This is a genomic window from Streptomyces coacervatus (genome assembly GCF_029223485.1).
Classification (GTDB): Bacteria; Actinomycetota; Actinomycetes; order Streptomycetales; family Streptomycetaceae; genus Streptomyces; species Streptomyces coacervatus.
Window position 1 is genome coordinate 617,968 of sequence record NZ_JARHTP010000001.1, and the last position, 21,782, is coordinate 639,749.

16 protein-coding genes are annotated in these 21,782 nt (G+C 68.6%); 4 read left to right on the forward strand and 12 right to left on the reverse strand.

Going from position 1 to position 21,782, the window contains the following annotated elements; translation table 11 throughout:
* Positions 1 to 11: 11 nt before the first annotated feature.
* Both P2Q00_RS02725 and P2Q00_RS02730 read right to left on the reverse strand, forming a co-directional pair.
* Entirely contained in the window at positions 12 to 1,670 is a 1,659-nt protein-coding gene (locus tag P2Q00_RS02725; protein WP_275769024.1) for an ABC transporter substrate-binding protein, read from the reverse strand.
* A gap of 159 nt (positions 1,671 to 1,829) precedes the next feature.
* A complete protein-coding gene (locus P2Q00_RS02730) occupies positions 1,830 to 2,432 on the reverse strand; it encodes a TetR/AcrR family transcriptional regulator (RefSeq protein WP_275769026.1) in 603 nt (200 codons plus the stop codon).
* Positions 2,433 to 2,621: 189 nt separating this feature from the next.
* Between P2Q00_RS02730 and P2Q00_RS02735 the strand changes: the two genes are divergently transcribed.
* From P2Q00_RS02735 to P2Q00_RS02745, 3 genes are all read left to right on the forward strand, one after another.
* Positions 2,622 to 4,313, forward strand: a complete 1,692-nt coding sequence (locus P2Q00_RS02735) for a CocE/NonD family hydrolase (RefSeq protein ID WP_275769027.1) — start codon at positions 2,622 to 2,624, stop codon at positions 4,311 to 4,313.
* 126 nt (positions 4,314 to 4,439) lie between these two features.
* Positions 4,440 to 5,471 carry a Gfo/Idh/MocA family protein gene (locus P2Q00_RS02740; RefSeq protein WP_275769028.1) on the forward strand — a complete coding sequence of 344 codons (1,032 nt, stop codon included), beginning with the start codon at positions 4,440 to 4,442 and terminating at the stop codon, positions 5,469 to 5,471.
* A 636-nt stretch (positions 5,472 to 6,107) separates the two neighbouring features.
* On the forward strand, positions 6,108 to 6,476 hold the full coding sequence (locus tag P2Q00_RS02745; RefSeq protein ID WP_275769029.1) for a cupin domain-containing protein: 369 nt from the start codon (positions 6,108 to 6,110) through the stop codon (positions 6,474 to 6,476).
* A gap of 116 nt (positions 6,477 to 6,592) precedes the next feature.
* Here P2Q00_RS02745 and araD read toward each other — a convergent pair whose 3' ends face one another.
* The 10 genes from araD to P2Q00_RS02795 form a co-directional block, all read right to left on the reverse strand.
* On the reverse strand, positions 6,593 to 7,318 hold the full coding sequence (gene araD / locus P2Q00_RS02750; RefSeq protein WP_275769031.1) for an L-ribulose-5-phosphate 4-epimerase AraD: 726 nt from the start codon (positions 7,316 to 7,318) through the stop codon (positions 6,593 to 6,595).
* 31 nt (positions 7,319 to 7,349) lie between these two features.
* Positions 7,350 to 8,867, reverse strand: coding sequence for an L-arabinose isomerase (araA, locus tag P2Q00_RS02755; RefSeq protein WP_275769033.1), 1,518 nt, complete (start codon positions 8,865 to 8,867; stop codon positions 7,350 to 7,352).
* Between the two features lie 46 nt (positions 8,868 to 8,913).
* Positions 8,914 to 10,593: a ribulokinase gene (araB, locus tag P2Q00_RS02760; RefSeq protein ID WP_275769035.1), complete on the reverse strand. Its 1,680-nt coding sequence runs from the start codon at positions 10,591 to 10,593 to the stop codon at positions 8,914 to 8,916.
* A gap of 309 nt (positions 10,594 to 10,902) precedes the next feature.
* Positions 10,903 to 12,708 carry an RICIN domain-containing protein gene (locus P2Q00_RS02765; RefSeq protein WP_275769037.1) on the reverse strand — a complete coding sequence of 602 codons (1,806 nt, stop codon included), beginning with the start codon at positions 12,706 to 12,708 and terminating at the stop codon, positions 10,903 to 10,905.
* A gap of 23 nt (positions 12,709 to 12,731) precedes the next feature.
* Positions 12,732 to 14,915: a beta-galactosidase gene (locus P2Q00_RS02770; protein ID WP_275769038.1), complete on the reverse strand. Its 2,184-nt coding sequence runs from the start codon at positions 14,913 to 14,915 to the stop codon at positions 12,732 to 12,734.
* Between the two features lie 46 nt (positions 14,916 to 14,961).
* Positions 14,962 to 15,897 (reverse strand): carbohydrate ABC transporter permease, encoded by a 936-nt coding sequence (locus tag P2Q00_RS02775; protein WP_275769039.1) that lies wholly within the window; start codon positions 15,895 to 15,897, stop codon positions 14,962 to 14,964.
* Complete coding sequence (locus P2Q00_RS02780) at positions 15,894 to 16,805, reverse strand: carbohydrate ABC transporter permease (protein WP_275769040.1); 912 nt, start codon at positions 16,803 to 16,805, stop codon at positions 15,894 to 15,896. The genes P2Q00_RS02775 and P2Q00_RS02780 overlap by 4 nt, the downstream gene beginning before the upstream one ends.
* A gap of 2 nt (positions 16,806 to 16,807) precedes the next feature.
* On the reverse strand, positions 16,808 to 18,211 hold the full coding sequence (locus tag P2Q00_RS02785) for an ABC transporter substrate-binding protein (protein WP_275769041.1): 1,404 nt from the start codon (positions 18,209 to 18,211) through the stop codon (positions 16,808 to 16,810).
* A gap of 366 nt (positions 18,212 to 18,577) precedes the next feature.
* Complete coding sequence (locus tag P2Q00_RS02790; protein ID WP_275769042.1) at positions 18,578 to 19,729, reverse strand: LacI family DNA-binding transcriptional regulator; 1,152 nt, start codon at positions 19,727 to 19,729, stop codon at positions 18,578 to 18,580.
* Between the two features lie 450 nt (positions 19,730 to 20,179).
* The gene (locus P2Q00_RS02795) at positions 20,180 to 20,863 is read right to left on the reverse strand and encodes a TetR/AcrR family transcriptional regulator (protein WP_275769043.1); all 684 of its coding nucleotides are present in this window, start codon (positions 20,861 to 20,863) and stop codon (positions 20,180 to 20,182) included.
* 116 nt (positions 20,864 to 20,979) lie between these two features.
* On the opposite strand from P2Q00_RS02795, the gene P2Q00_RS02800 reads away from it, so the two are divergent.
* The gene (locus tag P2Q00_RS02800) at positions 20,980 to 21,741 is read left to right on the forward strand and encodes a hypothetical protein (RefSeq protein ID WP_275769482.1); all 762 of its coding nucleotides are present in this window, start codon (positions 20,980 to 20,982) and stop codon (positions 21,739 to 21,741) included.
* Positions 21,742 to 21,782: the final 41 nt, after the last annotated feature.

Consider the following 21,782-nt stretch of genomic DNA (forward strand, 5'->3'; position numbering starts at 1 on the left):
GTGGAAGCCCCTTACTTGGCCGAGCCGATGACGGCGAGCGAGGGCTGGAAGATCGCGGCGGTGGTGAGGGGGGCACCGGTGACGCGCTTGTTGAGGTAGGTGACCTCGTTGATGCTCAGCAGCGGGACGGACCAAGCGACGGCCTCGTACCGGGCCTGCGCCTGGACGATGTAGTCGGCGCGCTTGCCGGCGTCCGTGGTCTGCCGGGCCTTGGCGATGAGACCGGCGGTCTTGGCGTCGTTCCAGCCGATCCAGTTGAACTGGCCGTCCGGGACCGGGCCGAGGGCGAGGTAGTCCAGTGGGTCGGCGACGCTGAGGAAGCCCTTGGTGAGCAGGAAGTCGATGCCGGCCCGCGCCTTGGGGTCGTAGAAGGCGGTGTTGAACTGGAGCGGCTGCAGTTGCTTGATCTGCACCTTGAGTCCGATCCTGCGGGCCTGCTCCTGGATCAGGGTGACGGTGGTGACCTCAGTGGCATCGCCTGCCTGGACACCGATGGTGACAGTGTTGTCCTTGAGCGGGCTCTGCGCGAGCTCCTTCTTCGCCGCGGCCGGGTCACCGCCGGAACCGGGCTTGTCGAGCTTGGCGTACGCGCTCTGGAAGGTCTGTTTCGCCTCCGCATCCCATCCCGACAGTGGGATGAACGTGTAGAGCGGGGTGGCGCTGTTACGGAAGACGGCGGTCGCGAGGGCCTTGCGGTCGATCACCTTGAGCAGGGCCAGGCGGATGTGCTCGTCCTTGCCCGCGGGAGTGCCGTTGGGGGCCAGCTGGTACGAGCTGAGGCCGGAGCCCTGGTGGATGGCGCCGTTCGTCGTGTTCGCCAGGGCTGGGAGGGCGGCGGCGGGGACGCCGAAGGCGCCGTCGAGCTGGCCGGACTTCAGTCCCAGGGGCAGGTTGGTGGTGTCGGCGACGAAGGAGACGTCGACCTTGGCGGCGCGGGCACGGAACGCCTTGTCCCAGTAGGCGTCGTTGCGGACCAGCCGGATGCTGGTGTTGGCCTTCCAGTCCGCGAGCTTGAAAGGCCCGGTGCACATCACACCGTTCGCGCCCTTGCCGTACGAGCTGCCCTTCTTCTTGATGAAGTCGGCCTTGGCGATGACCCCGGAGGTGGCCGCCATCTCCTTGTTGAACAGCTCGTCCGGCTGCTTGAACTTCACCGTGACCTCGAGCGGGCCGGTGGCCTTGATGGAGGTGACGTCGACGAAGTTGGGGAAGTTGTTGGAGGCGACCTTGTCGTCGAGGTTGCGGTTGAGGCTGTAGGCCACGTCGGTGGCGGTGAGTGGTGAGCCGTCCCAGAACTTCACCCCCTCGCGGATCTTGTAGATCAGGGTGGTGGAGTTCGGGTTGGTCCAGGAGGTCGCAAGGCCCGGCGCGTAGGAGAGATCGGCCTTCATACGGACCAGGGTGTCGCAGAGGTTGGCGACCATGACGTTGGAGCTGTAGTCGCCGGCGTGTGCGTAGTCCAGGCTGGCGGGCTCGCCGGCGGGCAGGTCCCAGCGGAGGGCGCTGATGTCGCCCTTGGCCGCGGGCGTGGTCACCTCCACGGCGGGAGTGGAAGCGGACGAGGCGCTCCCGCCGGAAGCGGCCGACTGGCCGCCGGTACACGCCGTGAGCCCCAGGAGGGGGACGGCTGCCAGGAACGGCAAGCGGGATGCACGGAGCTTCGGGGACACGAAAGCCTCCCAGGCAGGGGTGGGGTGCGGCGCGAGGCCGAGGCGGCGGCAAGAGGGCCCGTCCCGCTCGTCGCGGTTCCCCGACAGTGACAGGGACCGAATACCTTGTCAACGAAGACAAAGTAACGACCAGGTTTCCCCACCCCCCTGGGGAAGGCGTCATGCCCGCGCTGCCGTGACCGCGCCCAGCTGCGCCACCAGGGCCTCGCCCGCCACCCGGATCAGCCCGCCGGATCCCAGTGGCCGATCAAGGTCGGAGATCACGGCGTTGCCGATTGCCAGACACAGCAGGCCGTACGCGGTGCCGCGCCGCACGGCCGGTGTGCTGTCCGGGAACTCGGCGGCCAGTCCCGAGTCGATCGCGCCCAGCATCAGCCGGTAGCCCGACATCATCGCCTCACGCAACTTCTCATCGCTCTGACCTGCCCTGATGAGCTCCAGAATGACGGCGGTCTCATCGCCCACGCTCAGGAACCAGGGGCCGAAGAGGTGGTCCATCGCGACCCCGAGCCGCTGCTCGGGCGGGGCCTGCTCCACGGCGGTGGCGAAGGCTCGGTCGTCGCGTTCCTGTACCCATTCCACGAGTGCGAGCAGCAGGTCGTCCCGGTTGCCGACGTAGTGCCGGACGTGGCTGCGGCTCAGTCCGGACTCCTCGGCGATCTTCTCCAGCGTGGCGCCGGCCAGTCCGTTCCTGGCCAGGCACCGGCTCGCCGCCTGAAGAACCTGCTGCCGCCGCTCGGCGGCCAGACTCGGGCGCCCCATGGCTGATGTGCCTCCCCTGCGATCCGAGCATCAGATGGGCTGAAGCATCGCACACCGCGACGATCAGGCTCCTGATGCCGAGCTTTTGTTTGTCGGTATTGAAAAACTAAGGCAGCGATGCCACTGTGGGCGAATCCGCCGGGCTTCCCGCCCGCGCCTCGACCCCACGACAGCATGTGAGGCTGCCCCGTGAACGTGCCTTTCGAGACCGTCACGCCCGCACCCGTCGACCCCACCGCCCTGCCGTTCAGGGTCCGGATGCGGGACGGAGTCCGGCTGGCCACCGACGTCTACCTGCCCGAGGGTGAGTCGGTCGACGAGCCCGGCCCGACCATCCTGGTCCGGCTGCCGTACGACAAGTCCGGGACGTACGCCTCGATGCCGCTCATCGCCCGCTACCTGACCGGGCGCGGCTACCGTGTCGCCGTCCAGGACGTGCGCGGCAAGTTCCGCTCCGAGGGCGAGACCCTGCTGTTCGTCAACGAGGTCCACGACGGCTACGACACCCTGGAGTGGATCACCCATCAGCCCTGGTCCGACGGCATCGTCGGCATGTGGGGCGACTCGTACTACGGCTACACCCAGTGGGCCGCGGTGGCGAGCGGACACCGTGCACTGCGCGCCATCGCGCCCCGCGTCACCGGCACCGAACTCGGCCAGGTCGTCGACAACCCCGACGGCACACGGGACGTCGAGATGGGCATCCACCTGGGTTACATGGCCACCCACTACGTCGGCCCCGACACCTACGAATGGGAGCCGGACCCCGGCCACCGCCCCCTGATAGCCCCCTTCGAGGAGTTCTTCCGGACCCTGGGCCGCCGCTCACCCTCCTTCGACGTCGCCTTCCCCGAGGAGGTCCGTCTGCGCCGCTGGCCCGAGGGCCACCCCTTCGACCACCGGGCCGTCCCGGTCCTGCACACCGTCGGCTGGTACGACAACTGTGCCCCCTGGCACTGGCGCGACATCGAGGAACTCGCCCGCCGTCCCGACTGGGCCAACCAGCAGTACCTGCTGATCGACGCCATCGACCACGAGAACTACCACCTCTCCGGCGCCCCCTACGACGACGAGTCGCGCGACCACGCCCTCGACCAGAACGCGTTCCGCGCCCTGCTGCCGGGCTACCTCGACCCGGCACTCGACTTCTTCGACATCTTCCTGCGCCAACAGGGCAACCCCGCCGACCTGCCGCGCGTGCGCTGGCATCTCGTCCACGGCGGCGAGGAAGGCTTCCGTAAGGACGCTCACTGGCCACCAGCCGGCAGCCGGGTCGTGAGCCTCCACCTGGGACCGGACGCCGGAACCCCGGACGGCGACACCCCCGGCCTGCTCAGCCCGACCCCGCTCGAAATTCCCAGCGCGGCGAGCTGGACCCACGACCCCGAGGACCCGGTGCCCTCGGCTGCACCCAACGCCTTCGCCTACCTCCAGACCAACCCACGCCTGCACGAGTGGTCCAAGCGACGCGACGTCCTGGTCTTCGACGCCGAACCGACCCCAGCACCTCTCGACCTGGCGGGCCCGGTCTCCCTCGACATTGCTCTCACCACCACGGGACCTTCCACCCATCTCTTCGCGAAGCTGCTGGATGTCCACGCGAATGGTGACGCCGAACTCGTCGCCCATGGCCGCGTACACATCGAGAACCCGGCGAGGCGGTTGACGCTCAGCCTCGGTCACGCCGGATACAGGCTGCGCACCGGGCACCGACTGCGTCTGCATCTCCACAGCAGCGACTTCCCCGAGTTCGTCCTCCATCCGGGCACCGGCGAGAACCCATGGCTCGCGACCCGCGGTGAGCGGACAACCCAGCGGATCCGGCTGGGTGGCGCCGACGGTGCTCGTCTCGTTTTGACCGTTGCGTCTCCGGAACATTGACCTGGCGCACACTTGACGGATGAATGCGGAAATAGAGGCTGCGGGCGGGTCCGATTCCCGCCTGTCCGGCCGACCGGACCACGTTTTCCCCATCTAAGGAAGACCGAGAAAGACAGAGGAGCTCCCTTGGACACCCCCGTACGCATCGGACTGATCGGCTACGGCTTCGGCGGCCGTGTCTTCCACGCCCCGCTGCTCGCAGCTGCCCCGGAATTCGAGTTCCTGGGCGTGGTCACCACTTCGCCCGAGCGCCGGACCCAGGTCGCCCAGGACGTACGCCGGCCGACCTTCGAGTCACTGGAGGATCTGGCCCGCGCCGGCGCGGAGGCGGTCGTTGTCTCCACCCCCGCGGCCACGCACATCCCTTTGGTGCGGCAGGCGCTGGAGCTGGGCCTGGCCGTCGTCTGCGACAAGCCATTCGCACTCGATGCGGCCTCGGCGCGTGCGACCGTCGAGTTCGCGGAGAAGCAAGGCCGTCCGCTGACGGTCTACCAGAACCGCCGTTGGGACTCCGACTTCCTGACTCTGCGGACACTGCTGGACAGCGGCGAAATCGGCACCGTGCTCCGCTACGAGTCCCGGTTCGAGGTCTTCAGCCCCGAAGCAGGTGCTCCTGCCGCGGGCGGCGGCACCCTCGTCGACTTCGGCAGCCACTTGGTCGACCAGGCTCTGGTGCTGTCCGGCCCGGTGGAGCGGGTATACGCGGAGATGCACCACCACGAGGGCGAGGACGGACTCGACGACGACGTTTTCCTGGCACTGACTCATCGCAACGGAGTGCAGTCCCACCTGTGGGGCAGCTGGCGTCAGGGTGCTGCGGGACCCAGTCTGCGCGTCACGGGGACCACGGGCACCTTCGTCATCGACCACAGGGACAGTCAGGACCGCGCGTTGATGCGCGGTGCGACCCCGCAATCCGAGGGTGACAGCTGGGGGAGCGAGCCCGAAGACCTTTGGGGCCAGGTTCGACGCGGAGACGTTGTCGAGTCCATCCGTTCGAACCGCGGCAGGTGGGACCTGTTCTATACCGCCTTCGCCGCCGCAGTCCGGGGTAAGGGACCTGTTCCCGTCGACCCCTGGGATGCGGTGGCCACTGCCACCGTCCTGGACGCCGCCCGGTCCAGTGCCCACGATGGACGGGTGGTGCGCCTGCCTTGACAGACCAGATGATCCGCATCTCCGGCGCGATGGATGAACAGCAACACGCCGCGAGGGGAGAGCGGCACACGCGCCTACTTCGACGGCGGCGTCATTCGTAACCACCTGGGCTGTTGTCGGCTTGCCGCACCGACGGGCCATAAGGGGTGCTCGGGTGTCGAAGCGCGGACCGCGGAGGCGTGCCGGGTGGAGTGCCTCAACCCTGGCTGGAACCAACGGGGCTGACGAGCGTCAGCCAGGCGTAGGCCGCATCACGATCTCCGGCGAGGTAGCCGAAGTCCGGTCTGTCATACGGCAGATGCGTCTCCTGGACTTCGCCGATCCCGATCGGATGGGGCTGCTCGCCATGAGTATGGGAGCGATCGTCGCCGGGATAGTGGCAGATGAGGAGCCTGGAATCCGCGCCCTGTGCATGTGGTCGCCGGCGATCAGAGTGGTGCGACAGATCCCCGATGGGGCCCTGCAAGGGTCGGGATGGTCGGGCAAACGATTCCGGAACCTGACTTCTGAACCGCTGGTCGATAGAACGCGTACTCAGCTGCGCTTCACCGTGGCCTTGCACCTAAGGCGTGTTGCCGAGGTATTCGTAAAATTGGTGGACTCTCATTGGCAATGCGGCTGATATCTTCTGTATTTATGAACGAGAGTGTGTATGTGGGAAATGCGGGCAAGGATGCGCCACTGGATCGAGGATGGTTGCTCGGTCATTTCAAGGATGCCGATGATCCTCGCCATGCTGATGCGGTAGAGGTCAAGTGGGGGATCCATCCACGTGGTGACGAGCGATTGCAGTGGGTGAGAGGTGAAGAGCGGACCGCTCTCTTGGTGCTCATCAGTGGCCGATTTCGCGTGGATTTCCCAGAACGTAGTATTTTTCTGGAGCGGCAAGGAGATTACGTTGTCTGGGGTCCCGGAGTCGACCACTCCTGGTTCGCGGAAGAGGAATCCGTGTTGTTGACGGTTCGATGGCCGTCAATATCTGGTTATGCGGTGACGCGGGAATAGTTCACACCGGCGGAACCGGCCATGTATTGCGACGGGCACCTGTTTCGCTCGACATGAGGCGGCTCCGGCCGGCCCTGGCTGGTCGGAGCCGCCTCATGCGCGATGGAGAGGGCTCGTCAGACGGCGGGCTCGGGAGCCGGGTTGCCGTAGTAGGCGTCGGGGCCGTGTTTGCGGGTGTAGTGGCGGGCCAGGAGGTGCGGCGGTGGCGGGGCGGTGGGGGAGAGGGTCAGAGTGTTGATGGCCATCTCGGCGACGGCCTCGCAGATGATGGAGTGTTCCAGGGACTTGCGTGCGGTGCTGCCCCAGGTGAAGGGGCCGTGGTTGGCGACGAGCGCGGCGGGGACCTCGGCCGCCCGCCTGTCGTCGCTCTCCAGCAGGTCGACGATCACGCGACCGGTGTTGTACTCGTAATCCTTCGTGCACTGGTCGGCGGTGAGGTCAGGGGTGCAGGGGACGGGGCCGTTGAAGGTGTCGGCGTGGGTGGTGCCGAGGACGGGTATGTCGCGTCGGGCCTGGGCGAAGGCGACCGCGTGGGTGGAGTGGGTGTGGGTGACGCCGCCTATGGAGGGGAAGGCCAGATAGAGGCAGCGGTGGGTCTCGGTGTCGGTGGAGGGGCGCAGTTCGCCGTCGACGACCCTGCCGTCGGACAGCCGGACGGTCACCAGGTGGTCGAGGGCGAGGTCCTCGTAGGGGATGCCTGAGGGCTTGATGACGAAGACCCCCGCCTCGCGGTCGACACCGCTCACGTTGCCCCAGGTCAGCGTGGCCAGACCGGCCCGGGGGATCGACAGGTTGGCCGCCAGTACCTCGTCCCGCAGGCCGTCACGGACTCGTGCGGTCATCGGTGGTCTCCTTGCGTGTGGATCACGGGTGTCAGAGGGCCTGGGCGAGGCGGTGGTAGGCGGCGTTCCAGCGGACTTCCTTGGCGAACTGCTCGGTGTGGGTGTTCTCGTCGATGGTGAGCAGCTCGACGCCGGTCATGGCGGCGTAGTCGGTGAGTGTCTCGACGTCGACGGCCGAGCTGAGCACGGTGTGGTGCGGGGCGCCGGCGAGCAGCCAGCTCTCGGCCGACTCCGCCAGAGAGGGGCGTGGCTTCCACACGGCCCTGGCGACCGGCAAGCGGTGCAGGGGTTCGCTGGGGGTGATGACGTCCACGGTGTTGGCGGTCAGCCGGAAGCGGTCGCCGAGGTCGGAGAGGCCGACGACCGTGGCGGGACCGGGGGCCGCGTTGAAGACCAGGCGGACCGGGTCCTCGCGGCCGCCGATGGACAGGGGGTGGATCTGGCAGCTGGGGCGGCCGTCGGCCACCGAGGGGCAGACCTCCAGCATGTGGGCGCCGAGGACGCGAGGGGTGCCCGGGCCGAGGTGGTAGGTGTAGTCCTCCATGAAGGTGGTGCCGCCGGGCCGGCCTTGGCCCATGACCTTCATCGTGCGCAGCAGGGCCGAGGTCTTCCAGTCGCCCTCGCCGCCGAAGCCGTAGCCGTCGGCCATCAGGCGTTGGACGGCGAGGCCGGGCAGCTGGCGCAGGCCACCGAGGTCCTCGAAGTTGGTGGTGAAGGCGGTGAAGCCGCCCTCGGTGAGGAAGGCGCGCAGGCCGATCTCCTGTCGGGCCGCGTACAGCAGCGAATCATGGCGGATGCCGCCGGGGCGCAGCGCGGGGACCATGTCGTACGACTCGACGTACTCGGCGGCGAGTTGGGCTGCCTCCTTGTCCTCGACCTCGTCCACGACGGCCACCAGGTCGTTGACGGCATACGTGTTCACGGAGTACCCGAACCGCAGTTGGGCCTCGACCTTGTCGCCCTCGGTCACGGCGACATCGCGCATGTTGTCGCCGAAGCGGGCCAGGCGCAGGGTGCGCGAGGCATGGCGGCCGACGGCGGCCCGCGCCCAGGCCGCGATCCGCCGTACGACCCTCGGGTCGGTGGCGTGCCCGGCGACGATCTTGCGGTCGATGCCGACACGGGACTCGATATGGCCGAACTCGCGGTCGCCGTGGGCGGCCTGGTTGAGGTTCATGAAGTCCATGTCGATGCTCGGCCAGGGCAGCGACAGGTTGTACTGGGTGTGCAGGTGCAGGAGGGGCCGGTCCAGGGTGCTGAGTCCGGCGATCCACATCTTGGCCGGTGAGAAGGTGTGCATCCACACGATCACGCCCACGCAGGTGTCTGAGGAGCTCGCCTCCTGGCACAGCCGCCGGATCGACTCGGCGTCGGTGAGGACCGGCTTCCACACGATCTTGACTGGGATCTTCCCGGGACCGCCGAGGGTCTTGGAGATGCTCCGGGACTGTTCGGCGACCTGGTGCAGGATGTCGTCGCCGTACAGGCCCTGGCTTCCGGTGAGAAACCAGATCTCCTGGTCGGGGTAGGGCGTGGCGTCGGTGTCCATGAGGGTTCCTTTCAAAGGGAGTTGACCACCGGGGCGGGGGTGCCGCTCAGGCGGAGGCCTGGGCGCGGATTCGGCGCAGGCGGTGCATGACCTCGTTGGCGCCGCGGCCGAAGTAGTCGTGCAGGAGCCGGTATTCGGCGTACAGCCGGTCGTAGGCCGCGGCCCGCCCGGGATCCGGCGGGTAGACGGCAGGGCGGGCCTTGCCCATGGCGTGGGCGGCGGTCCGGATGTCCGGGTACGCCCCGGCCGCGACGGCCGCGTGCATCGCCGCGCCGAGCGCGGGCCCCTGTGCCGAGTCGATGACACCGAGGGGGAGGCGGGTGACGTCGGCATAGATCTGCATCAGCAGCGCGTTCTTGGCCAGGCCGCCCGCGATGATCAGCTCCTCCACCGGCACGCCGGCGGTCTCGAAGGCTTCGATGATGGTGCGGGTGCCGAAGGCGGTGGCTTCCAGCAGCGCCCGGTAGACGTCCTCCGGACGGGTGGACAGCGTCAGGCCGACCACGACACCGCTCAGGTCGTGGTCGACGAGCACGGAGCGGTTGCCGCTTTGCCAGTCCAGGGCGATCAGCCCGTGCTCGCCCACCCGCTGTTCGGCGGCCAGGGCGGTGAGGTGTTCGTGCGAGTCGCGGCCGAGCGCGGCGGCCTCCTCGGCGTACGACGCGGGGAACCCGGTGCGCACGAACCAGCCGAAGATGTCCCCGACGCCGCTCTGCCCGGCCTCGTAGCCCCACAGCCCCGGCAGGATGCCGCCCTCGACGACCCCGCACATGCCCGGCACTTCGGCCCACTGGTTGCTGCTCATCACATGGCAGGTGGAGGTACCCATGATGGCGACCATCCGGCCGGGTTCCACCGCGGTGGCCGCAGGCGCCGTCACATGGGCGTCCACGTTCCCGACGCAGACGGCGATGCCTTCGGGCAGGCCAGTCCACGCCGCCGCCTCGGCCGTCAACCCCCCGGCTCGGTCGCCGAGTTGACCGATCGGCTGCTCCAGTTTGTCGGTCGCGAAGCCGGCGAAGCCGGGGTTGAGCGCGGCGAGGTAGTCGGCGGAGGGGTAACTGCCGTCCTGGAGCTGGCCCTTGTAGCCCGCCGTGCAGGCGTTGCGGACGTAACTGCCGGACAGGCGCCACACGATCCAGTCGGCGGCCTCGATCCAGCGGTCGGTCAACTCGTAGAGTTCGGGGTCCTCCTCCAGCAGTTGCAGGGCCTTGGCGAACTCCCACTCCGAGGAGATCTTTCCGCCGTACCGCTGCAGCCAGGGTTCCTTGCGTGCGTCGGCCAGTGCGGTGATGCGGTCGGCCTGGGCCTGTGCGGCGTGGTGGCGCCACAGTTTGACGTAGGCGTGCGGCCGGCCGGTGAGGCCAGGCAGTTCGCACAGGGGCGTGCCGTCGGCGAGCACCGGCAGCACCGTGCAGGCGGTGAAGTCCGTGCCGATGCCGATGACTTGGTCCGGCCGTACGCCGGAGCGGGCCAGCGCCTCGGGTACGGCGGTGCGCAGGACGTCGATGTAGTCGGCGGGCACCTGGAGGGCCCAGTCGGTCGGCAGCGGGGTCCCGTCGGGCAGCCGCCGGTCGAGGACGGCGTGGGTGTAAGGGTGCTCGGCGACGGCGAGTTCGGCGCCGTCGGCGACACGGACCACTACGGCCCGCCCGGACAACGTCCCGTAGTCGACCCCGATGACGCAGGGTTCGAGGTTCGCGCGGTCATCGTGCTGTGTGTTCACAACCGGCCGTCCTTCTGCTGAGAAAACGTGCTGGCAGAGGTACCGCGGAGTCGAAGTCCGGAGTATCGGCCAGTGTTCGAGATTTAGATATGAGGTGCGGGAATGGGGGAGGTGTCGGGTGACGGGCGGCAGGCGCTCTCCTGCCGCGGACGGAGTCCTCGTGTGGGGTCGTGCCCGCGAGCAGAGATTCTGACTGCGCAGTCATGTCTACGCAGTCAGATGTCGCACGTCAAGAGTCTGCATCGCATGGTCGAACCTGGTGACGGTGTTTCGCCCCTCGTCCTTCGTCAGGTTCTGGAGGGAGGGGGCCTACTGGACGAGTTCCCAGTCCTGCGAACCGTCCGTGAGCGCGGTCTGCAGAGTCAGCTGCGCCCCGGCGGTCGTGCCGGTCAGGTACAGGCTCGTGTTCTTGACGGACTGCAGTCTGTAGAACCCGTCGCTGGTCTTGACGAGGTTCCAGCTACCGGTGTTGCTGTTGTCGACCCACTGGCCGATCTTCTGACCGGCCGTGGCATTGCCGGTCCAGATGGCTGCCGCTCGGCCGCCCGACTTGTTCAGCAGGCTCACGCCGCCGCTCGGCTCGGTCGTCACGTGCCAGTACTGAGTGTCGGCGTTCGCCGCCGAGCCCGGGGCCTCCAGCCGTACGTCGGGAACATCCGCGTTGCCGATGTTCGCGTCGTTGGTCTTGTTGCCGGTGCCGATCACCTGGTCGGTCTTGCGGTTCACCAACTGGTAGTAGGCGCCGTCGGAGTGGCCGAGGTCGACCTCGGCGAACTTCAGGGTGGACGTGCCCTGGTTGTTGAGGATCACGATGCGGCCCGTGCTCGTGACGTACTGCAGATTGCGGCTGTAGCCGGCCGCCGAGGTCGTCTGGTACTCCTTCCACGTGCCGTCGCTGCGCCCGCTGTCGTTGACCCAGACGTTGCCGCTGCCGGCCGAGTTGTAGACCAGGCGTCCGCCGGGCAGCCTGATGAGGACCGGGCTGCCGCTTGTCGCGAGGGCGTGGGAGCCAGTGTCGACCGGCAGTGAGGTGACGCCTGTGCCGGTGGCGGAGCCGAGGTAGAACTTCAGCGGGTTGTCGGCGATCACGTACCTGGTGTTGGCCCCTCCGCCCCAGTACTCGAAGGTCAGCATCCACTTGCCGTCCGCCGTGCGGACGACGTTTGCCATGCCCGGGCGGCCACCGCCGATCTCCGTCTTGCCGCCGCCCATGTCCTGGTTCAGCCCGGCGATGTCGACGACGGTGGAGCTCCAAGCGGCACTCGTGCCGTCCCAGGTCCGGTGGGCGAGGATCTGGCCGTGCGAGTCCGTGGCGGTGTCGTTGGCGGGGTCCAGGGTGGCGGCGCCGGTGGTCGCGTTGAAGCCGGTGTAGTCGTTCTCGTCGGAGTAGTAGCAGACGAGTTGGCCCTTGTAGACCATCAGGTACGGCTCCCAGATGGGGTCCACCTGGTTGTTCGTGTTCGCGGCCGCGATGTTCTGACCGACGGCGCCTGCGCTGCCGCCCTGCCAGCCGCCGGTCGCGATGACGTTGACGACCTTCCACGTCGCGCCCTCGTCGGTGCTGGAGTACAGCGCGATGGCCACGTCCTTGCGGTCGCCGTCATTGGTGGGCGTCCAGTTCGGGTCGGCCGCCTTGTGCTCCTTGTAGTAGGCGTCGTCGCCCGACACGACGCCGGCGAGGAGGAGCGTGCCCTGCTTCAGGTTCCCGACGTCCTGGGGAAGCGTGTAGAGGTACGGGTTGGTCCAGTTGCTCGTGTACTTCGCGTACTGGGGGTCGCTGGAGAGGTACGCGGGAGCCTTGACCTCCGACAGCGCCTGCCAGGTCGTTCCGTGGTCGTCGCTCTTGTAGACCGGGATCGTCTGCCCGTCGGCGCTGCCCGTCGCTGTTACGACCGTCGACTTCTCGAACGACGCGACCAGCCGTCCGCTCGGCAGCTCCGCCGACTTCGGGTAGATCGCGCAGTTGCCGCGCCCCTTCAGGCATGGCTCGCTGCCGAGCTGGTAGAGAGTCCCGCCCGTCGGGTTGTACGCCTGTGCACTGACCATGGGTATTGCGAGGATCGCGGATGTAGCCGCGAAGGTTCCGAGGGCTCGTCCAAGCCTTCTTCTGTGCATGGCCCCTCCTCAGGGGAGATCGATCACGATGGGTTGGCTGCTTCGTGGGCCGACGTGCCGGCGGCGTCGGTGGAGACGAGGACGCGTACGTCCCAGGCGCCGAGGTCCAGCGCGGAGCCCGCGAAGATGGGGGCGCCCGTCAGGGCGTCGGACAGGTCCGCAGGGGCGGGGACGCTCGTGGGCTCCCAGCTCCAGTTGTGGACGATGTGGACACGGCGGCCGTCGGGTGAGGTTCCGGTGGTCGCGGTGACGGTCGCGGGCAGGTCGTGCCATCCGCTGCTCGGGGCCGGGGACAGCCACTCGGCCAGCGCCCGCGCGAGGTCGCGGCCCGGCACCGTGCCGACGCAGGTGATGCGGCCCTCTCCGTGGCGGCGGGTGGTGAGGGCGGGCCAGCGGCCGTAGTGCGGGTGCTCGTAGGTGGCGAGGACCTCGGAGTCAACGGCTGCGAGGCCCTCGATCCATTGCGTGGCCGTGGCCTCTGCGGGCACCTCGAACGGGCTGCCGGGCACGGCGCGGACCGGGACGTCGCGTGTGAGGTTGCCGAACTCGTCGTACTGGATGCCCGCGGCCGCCACGAGCCGTCCGGGTGTCGGCTCGTGCCGGGCGCGTGCCTCGTGGTCGGCGTAGCCGGTGCGGGGGCCGAGGACCAGGTGGCCGCCGGCGTGGGCGTATGCCTCCAGCCACTCGAGTGTGGAGTCGTCGACGACGTAGAGGGCCGGGGCGACCAGGACGGGGTGGCGCCGTACAGCCTCCTGCGGCGTCATCCCCGCCCGCTCGCCGTGCGGATCGTGCAGTTGGCGGGCGTGGACGATGCGGACCTGGCGGCCCGCGTCGAAGGCGCCGCGGTAGAAGGGGTCGAAGAACCGGTGGTATGCGGCGGCGTCCGGTTCGCCGTCGGCGGTCGCGAGTGGCGGGTACTTCTGCATCAGCCACTTGCTCGGCATCGAGTAGACCATTGTGATGTCCGCGTCCGGCTCAAGACCGGCGACCAACGGGCCGGCGGTGTCGAACTCGGCGCCGAGACGGGCCAGTTCGGCATAGGTACGGCCGGGCAGGCCGCTGTGTGGAAGGACTCCGCCCCAGTAGGTCTCCGCGCCGAAGCGCAGGGTCTGCCACTGCCAGTACTCGATCATGCGGGCCCCGCGGCCGACGAGAGCCCAGGCGGCCTGGCGCCACTGGCCGTCGTAGCCGGGCCGGTTGTCCCAGGCGAAACCGATGCTCTGGGCGTTGGTCTCCGTGACGAGGAACGGCTCCTGCCGGGAGGAGAACATCCAGTCGGCGGTCTGGTACATCGACCACACGCCGGTGGTCTTCCACTTCTGCTCGTGGGCGTCAGGAGTGGGGTCGGGCAGGAGCAGGCCGTCCTGCATGTCGTAGTACGGGTTGCCGGAGGCAATGTCGAGGCGGTCCGACATCTCGTCGTCCTCCACCCCCTGGCGGGTGTACGAGATGCAGGTGGTGACGAACTGGCCGGGCTGGGCGTACTCGCGGACGATGTCGGCCTGCCAGCCGATGAACTCGGTGACCTGGCGCGCCTGGAACTCCCGCCAGGCGACGTCGTATTGAGGCTGCTCGTTGCCGTCCGGCGTCCACAGGTCGGCCCAGGTCGACAGGCGGTGCGACCAGTAGACCAGGCCCCACTCACGGTTCAGGGTCTCGACGTCCCCGTACTTCTCCCGCAAGTGGTCCACGAAGCGCTGGAAGACGCCATTGTTGTGGAGGAGGTGCAGGCCCGGCTCGTTGTCCACCTGCCAACCGATGACCGCCGGGTGGTCGGCGTACCGGGCCACCATCTTGCGGATGATCCGCTCGGCGTGGAAGCGGAACGCGGGGTGGGTGAAGTCGATCTCCTGACGGGCGCCCCAGCCGAGGCGCCGGCCGGTGGCGTACTCGGCGGTGATCTCCGGGTACAGGCGGACCAGCCACTGCGGGGCGGCATAGGTCGGAGTGCCGATGATGACGGAGATGCCCCGCTCGTGAGCGCCGTCGAGGACGGGCTGGAGCCAGTCGAGGTCGAACCGGCCGTTCTCCGGTTCCCAGGTCGACCACACCGACTCGCCGACCCGGATCACGGTGAAGTGCGCCTCGGCCATCAGGTCCAGGTCGGTCTTGAGTCGTTCGTCGGGCTGCATGGTGGAGCCGTAGGCAGGCGCGTACTCGTGGTAGTACGCGGCACCGAACAGGACACGGGCAGGCAGAGCCGCCATGGGGGGAAACCTCCGAGGAAACGGGAAGTGGTACGAGGAGTGCGCGTTACTGCTTGACGCCGCCGGTGGCCAGGCCGCTCTGCCAGTACCGCTGGAGCATCAGGAAGGCCAGGACGAGCGGGATGATCGAGATCAGGGAGCCGGTCACGACGAGGGCGAGCATGTCGCTGCTGGCTCCGGCGCCGCCGTTCTGGGCCTGGTCGGCCCAGCGGGAGAGCCCGACCGTGATGGGGTACAGGTTCGGGTCGTTGAGCATGATCAGCGGCAGGAAGTAGTTGTTCCAGGTGGCGACGAGGGTGAAGAGGATGACGGTCACCAGGCCCGGCGCGAGGAGCCGCAGCGCGATCGTGGTGAAGATCCGGAGTTCTCCGGCGCCGTCCATGCGGGCGGCCTCGATGAGGCTGTCAGGGACGGCGTCCTCGGCGTAGATCCGCATGAGGTAGAGGCCGAACGGGCTGATGAGGGACGGCAGGATCACCGCCCACGGGGTGTTGACCAGGCCCGCCTTGGCGAAGAGGAGGTAGGTGGGGATCGCCAGGGCGGTGGTCGGGATCATGATCGCGCCGAGGACCAGGTTGAAGGCCGCGCCGTGACCGCGGAAGCGGTACTTGGCGAACCCGTATCCGGCCGCCGCCGCGAGCAGCGCGGCGCCGAGCGCGCTCACCCCGGCGTACAGGACCGTGTTGAGCAGCCAGCGCCCGAACACGCCGTCGTCCTGGGTGAAGGTGGCCCTGATGTTCGACAGGAGTTGCGGGGCGTGCGAGAACCACAGGCCGAAGGTGTTGAACAGGTCCTGGGTGCTCTTGGTCGAGGCGACCAGCAGCCAGAACAGCGGGAGCAGGAAGTACGCCAGGACGGCCAGCATGGCGATCGTGAGCGGGGTGCTGCGGCGGCGGGCCGACGGCCGGCGCCGCGGGCGGGCCTCGGCGGGCAGCCCCTTCGGCGCGGAGGGGGCCGAGGCGGTGGGCGTCACGGTGGTCATGCGGTCCTCCTGCGGTTCGCCGTGAGCAGGAAGGCGTACGACACGATCACGATGACCAGCCCGAGGATGAAGGACACCGTGGCCGCGTAGTTGGTCTGCTGGCTGATGAAGGCGACGGAGTAGGCGTAGAGGTTGGCGGTGTAGGAGCTGTCGATGACGTCCGGTGCGACCTTCATCAACAGGTTGGGTTCGTTGAAGAGCTGGAAGCTGCCGATCACCGAGAACAGCAGGGTGAGGGTCAACGCCGGGCGCAGTGCGGGGAGTTTGATGGACCAGGCGATGCGCCAGGCTCCGGCGCCGTCCATGGCGGCCGCTTCGTAGAGCTCGCCGGGGATGGTACGCAGGGCCGCGTACAGGATGATCATGTTGTAGCCGACGAACTCCCAGGTCACGATGTTTGCGAGGCTGCCGAGCATCCAGCTGTCGCTGAGGAAGTGCGGGGTCGGCAGGTGGAGATGGCGGCTGATCTGGGCGAAGGGGCCGAAGTCGGGACCATAGAGGTAGCCCCACATGAGGGTGGCGATCACGCTCGGGACGGCGTACGGCACGAAGATGCCGAGCCGGATCACCCGCGCCAGCCGCAACAGACCGCTGTCCAGGGCGAGCGCGAAGAACAGGGCCAGCAGCAGCATCACGGGGACCTGGATGACGAAGAACAGCGCTACGTGGCCTATGCCCTTGAGGAGTTGCGGGTCCTTGAGGGCCGTCACGTAGTTGTCCAGGCCGACGAACGTCGAGCCGCCGATCAACCGTTCCTGGAAGAGGCTCAGGTAGGCGGCGTAGCCGAGCGGGGCGAGGAAGAGCAGCAGGAACAGCGCCATGAACGGGGCGATGAACAGGGCTCCTGCCGCGCCGTGGCGCATGCGGGGTGGGGACTTGGTGCGGGCGTCCGCTGTGGTGGTGGCCATCGTCAGCCTCCCTTGACCGTGAAGCCCTGGCTCTTGGCGAAGGTCGTGATGCGCGACTGCCAGGAACCGAGCGCGCGGACGGTGTCGGTCTTGTCGGCGAGGGACTTGCCGACGGTCTCGGTCCAGTCGGTGGCCACCCGGTCGAGGAACGGCGGCCACTGGAAGGCGGGGTCGACCTGGGCGCTGATGTCGGCGAAGACCTGGTTGACCTTCTGGCCGCCGTAGAAGGCGGGCGCGTCACCGAGGAAACTCGCCTCGCCGAGCAGGGTCTTGGTCGCCGGGAAGAAGAACTGCTCGGTGGCGAACATCTTGGCGCTGGCGGGGTCGCTGTTGAGGAACTGCGCGAACACCGCTGCCTGGATCGGGTTCTTGGTGGAACGGATGACCGCGGTGGTCGAGCCGCCCCAGTTGCCGGAGCTGGGCTTCGCGGCGTCCCACTGCGGGAGCGGGGCCGCGCGCCACTTGCCGGCCGTGGCCTTGGCGGAGCCGGAGAGGAAGGCCGGGCCCCAGGCGCCGGTGAGCCAGGTGGCGTACTTGCCCTTGTTGAGGGCCGCGTACCAGGAGTCGGTGAAGTCCGGCTCGACGCCGATCACTCCGTCCTTGGCGAGGGTGCCCCAGTACTGGCCGAGCTTCTGCGAGACGGTGTCGTCGACGCTGACGGTGATGTCGCTCTTGCCGGAGGTGACGTACGGCTTGGCGCCCGCCTGCCAGAGCAGGCCGTGCCAGGCGGCGACCTGGTTCGCGGCGAGGTTGGTGAGGTAGACGTTCGGGTCGGCCTTGTGCAGCTTGCGGGCCGCCGCGGCGAACTCGTCCCAGGTGGTGGGGACTTGGATGCCGTGCTTGTCGAAGATGTCCTTGCGGTACAGCATGCCCATCGGGCCGGTGTCCTGCGGGATCGCCCAGATCTCGCCCTTCGTGCCGCTGACCTGGCCCCAAGTCCAGTCCACGAACGTGGACTTGAGTGCGGAGGCGCCGTAGGGCCGGAGATCCAGCAGGCTGTCGGTGATGGTGAAGGTCGGGATGGCCTGGAACTCCATCTGCACCATGTCCGGGGCGCCGCTGCCCGCCTTGAGGGCCGTGCGCAGCTTGGTGTACTGGGGCGTGCCCTGACCGGCGTTGACGACCTTGACCTTGACGGCCGGGTACTTCTTCTCGAAGAGCGCGATCTCCTTGTCGATGTTCGGGACCCAGGTCCAGAACGTCAGCTGGGTCGGGGTCTTCATGGCCTTGTCGATGTCGGCCTGGCTGACCGGCTTGGTGGCGGAGCCGCTCGTACCGCCGCTGTCACCGCCGCCGCAGGCGGACAGCATGCCGGCCAGGGACAGCGCGCCGGTGGCGGCGAGGAAGCCCCGCCGACTCAGGGACGAGGAGGAGGCGGACATGGATGTGGACGTGATTCTGGGCATGGTGAACTCCCGCATGTGGCGAAGATGGCGGCACGCCTGACAAGGGCGTGTGGAGCGTGGTGGAGGAGGGGCGCAGATGCGCCGACCGAGGCTCGAACGCCGACAGGGCCGGGTACGCGTCCTCGTGGACCGGGGCCGACGACTCTTCCGTATGCGGAAGTGGCGGTCGCGGCCGAAGAAGAAGGTGACGAACCAGAGGCTGAGACGGTGTTGGAACCTGGCTCAGTGCCTGCTGGGTTCAGGAACGACCCTGCGCCGATCGCGTAGCGAGGGTGTTCGGAGGGGCGGGGCATGACCGGAACAAGCGGCTCGTCCTTGGGTCACGCGCCGACCTTGCGCTCTTGCGGTCTGGGCTGACTGGGGGTGTCAGTGGTGGGTGGACGGGCCTCCGTTCGGAAGTGGGGGATGGTGCGCGCCCCCGCGGGAACGGGCGGCGGTGCGTCCGCCGCGGGCCGGGGTCGTCCGGCTCGGCGGTGGCGCGGTCGAGGAACGGACAATGAGGTCGACCGGCGGGGGGCTCGACGGCAAGGGAGCTGCGCTCGGGTTCTCGATGGCGTGCACCAGACGCTTGAGTCCTTCCTGCGCCACGGCGTCGAACGGTTGCCGTACGGTCGTCAGCGGCGGGGTCACGTAGGCGGCGACCGGGATGTCGTCGAAGCCAACCACGCTGACGTCCTCCGGGACACGCAGACCGGCCTCCACCAGCGCGCGGATCAGACCGATCGCCATGTCGTCATTGGCGGCGAAAACCGCAGTGACGTCACTGTTCTCGGCCAGTTCGCGTCCCGCCCGGTACCCGGACGCGGCGGACCAGTCGCCCTCGACGACCGGCGGGACGGGCCTGCCGTGTGCGGTCAGAGTGGCCCGCCATCCTTCGAGGCGATCCCGGGCGGCAAACCACCGTTGCGGACCCGCCAGGTGATGAACCGTCAGATGTCCGAGATTCAGCAGATGCTCGGTGGCGGTGTGTGCCATCAAGTCGGCGCCGTCTCCCGCGGTCAACACCAGGGGCGCGGCGGCCGGTGAGGGCGCACCGAGGACGAGGACCGGTATGTCGAGGCGTAGGGAAGTGCTCCCATCGCCTCCTGCGGCACCCTCTTCGTCGATCGGCTCGGAGATGACGATGCCGTCCACGCCCTGATCGAGGAGCGAGTCCACGGCACCGGCCATACCCGCCGGGTCGCCTTCCATCGTGTTGACCACGCGCAGGGCGTAGCCCGTGTCCCGTACGACCCGCTCGACACCCATGAGGAGCGACGCGGGTCCGTACAAGGCCGTGCCCAGCGTCACCACGCCGATTGAGCGGGTGCGTCCGGAGGCCAGCGCCCGGGCGGCGTTGTTGCGTCGGTAGCCGAGCTCTTCGGCCGCTTCGAGGACGCGCCGGCGTACCTCGGCGGAGACGTACTGCTCGTCGTTGAAGACCCTTGACACCGTCTTCTGCGAGACCCCGGCCAGGCGGGCCACGTCCACGCTGCGCGGAGCCGCGGTGTTCCCGCTCCGTCCCGTCCCTCGCGTCATGGTGTCTCCTGATGGCCGGATGTACGGGCCGATGATGTCAGAACCGTCAGCGACTGGCTATGCAGTCTGTCTGCGCAGTCATGTCTACGCAGTCATAAGGCTGCCGTCAAGAGTTCGGAACGCATCTGTAACTTCGAACCCGGTGCGGCGCGGTGCGCGCGGTATCTCGGTCGGTGGGATGTGTCTCCGTGGGGCAAGGCGCTTCGGAGCGCAGTGCCTTGAGTGCGGTGGCTGTGCGGGCAGAGGGGCGCGTCATAACTGCGGGTGCGTGGTTCGGTGCCGAGGGCGCTGTCGATGCCGGAACTGACGCAGGTGAGCGCTGACCTGGCCGGCGGGTGGGGCGCATCGGAGTCGACTCGGGGAAGCGGCCGGGGGGCGCGTAGTAGTCCTGGCCGTCATGTTCAAGTGCCTTCGCGCCCGGCTCGGCCCGCCCGGCCGCGCTCGTCGGAACTAGCTCCCGCCGTCCGGTTCTTCGGACGGCGCCCCTTCGGACGGTGGCCCCTCGGACGGCGGCCGGATCAGTGTCCCGATGCCGGTGCAGATCAGGTCCAGGCTGCGGGTGAACTTCTCGTCCGGCCCGTGCGCGGCCGCGGCGGCCACCGTTCGAGGGAAGCTGCGGTGGAGGGCGGCGACGTCCTCGGCGGTGACTGGCACCGCGGGTGGATCGCTCTGTTCCTGGAGCACGTAGCCGGTGACGTGGCTGAGCACGGTGTCGGCGGCGGTGGCGCAGTGCTCCGGGGGCACGCCGGCCTCGGCGAGGGTGGCGAGCAGCCGTTCCATCAGTGAGAGCGCGCCGGGGCTGAGGGTCTTCGGGCTGCCGGCGAGCATGATCGCTCCGCCGGGGTGCTGCCGGATGCTCTGCCGCAGGGCGACGGCCTGCGCCGTGACCTGCGCCGGCCAGTCTGCGTGCGCGGGCAGGCAGGCCAGGGCGGCGGTGCCGGCCTCGTACGCCTGCCGGACCACCCGGTCGGCCATCAGCTGGAGCAGCGCGGCCTTGCTTGGTACGTGGTAGTAGAGGCTGCCGGCGTGCACGTCGAGACGGTCCGCGACCTGGCGCACGGAGAAGCCGTGGTAGCCGGTCTGGGCGAATACCGCCATCCCCGCGTCGATGATCCGGTCTGCGGTCAGCTTCACGGCCGCAGTCTAACGATCTGCGTCGACTCGCTTTCAAACACTGTTTGAAAATCTCCAGGGTGGCGTTATTGTCATGATCACCGAAATGAGACGCGGCTCGGAGGGGGGTGGTGACGATGGACATCCTGCTGTTCAACGTGACCACGGCGGCACTGATGGTGCTGATGTTCAACGGCGGTCTGGCCCTGCTCGGCCAGAGCACACTGGGCCGGCGGCGGATCCCCTGGGCCGGCGTCGGCCTGACCGGGCTCGCGCTCGCCGGGGTGGCCCTCCAGCTCTGCTGGCCGGGGGCGATGGGCGCGCTCGACGCGGACCCGTCGAAGTCCGGCTGGTGGCGCGTGGTCACCTCCGTCTTCATGCAGAACGGCGGCTTCGGCGGGGCGGCCTGGAACATCGCCACTCTTGCCGCCGTCGCGGCCTTCGCCGACTGGTTCTGGGGTGCGCCGCTGACGCTCGGCCTGTTCGCCGCGGGCATCCTGCTGCCGGAGCAGATCGACAAGCTGTGGGGCCAGACCTCCCACAGCACCGACCCCCGCAACTTCGCGGGCAGTTCCGGCGCCACCTATTTCCTGGGCGCGACGCTGGCCGCGGCCCTGCTGCTGCGCGGCGGTGCCGACGACGAGGGCACGAGCCGCGGCAAGGCCGTCCGCAAGAACCGGCTGCTCGCGCTCGGCGTACCGGTGCTCGGACTGGCGATGTGGTTCGCGCAGGAGAACGGGCACGGGCTGGTCTCCTGCTACGGCTTCGCCCTCGGCGCGCTCGCCTGGGCCGCGTTCCGCACCGTCCTGCACCCGGACCGCGACCTCCGGCAGCCACCGCGCACGACGGTCGCCTCGCTGACCGGGCTCGTCGGCCGACGGGCCGGCGGCGCCGACTAGCAGGCAGGCCCCCGCCCCACCCCACCCGCCCCACTCCACCC

Excerpts from the sequence above, each read along its gene's own strand:
- P2Q00_RS02790 (WP_275769042.1), bottom strand. The coding sequence starts at position 19,729 with ATGACGCGAGGGACGGGACGGAGCGGGAACACCGCGGCTCCGCGCAGC.
- P2Q00_RS02765 (WP_275769037.1), bottom strand. The coding sequence starts at position 12,708 with ATGCACAGAAGAAGGCTTGGACGAGCCCTCGGAACCTTCGCGGCTACA.
- P2Q00_RS02785 (WP_275769041.1), bottom strand. The coding sequence starts at position 18,211 with ATGCCCAGAATCACGTCCACATCCATGTCCGCCTCCTCCTCGTCCCTG.
- P2Q00_RS02770 (WP_275769038.1), bottom strand. The coding sequence starts at position 14,915 with ATGGCGGCTCTGCCTGCCCGTGTCCTGTTCGGTGCCGCGTACTACCAC.
- P2Q00_RS02730 (WP_275769026.1), bottom strand. The coding sequence starts at position 2,432 with ATGGGGCGCCCGAGTCTGGCCGCCGAGCGGCGGCAGCAGGTTCTTCAG.
- araD (WP_275769031.1), bottom strand. The coding sequence starts at position 7,318 with ATGACCGCACGAGTCCGTGACGGCCTGCGGGACGAGGTACTGGCGGCC.
- P2Q00_RS02780 (WP_275769040.1), bottom strand. The coding sequence starts at position 16,805 with ATGGCCACCACCACAGCGGACGCCCGCACCAAGTCCCCACCCCGCATG.
- araA (WP_275769033.1), bottom strand. The coding sequence starts at position 8,867 with ATGGACACCGACGCCACGCCCTACCCCGACCAGGAGATCTGGTTTCTC.
- P2Q00_RS02800 (WP_275769482.1), top strand. The coding sequence starts at position 20,980 with ATGGACATCCTGCTGTTCAACGTGACCACGGCGGCACTGATGGTGCTG.
- P2Q00_RS02745 (WP_275769029.1), top strand. The coding sequence starts at position 6,108 with ATGAACGAGAGTGTGTATGTGGGAAATGCGGGCAAGGATGCGCCACTG.
- P2Q00_RS02775 (WP_275769039.1), bottom strand. The coding sequence starts at position 15,897 with ATGACCACCGTGACGCCCACCGCCTCGGCCCCCTCCGCGCCGAAGGGG.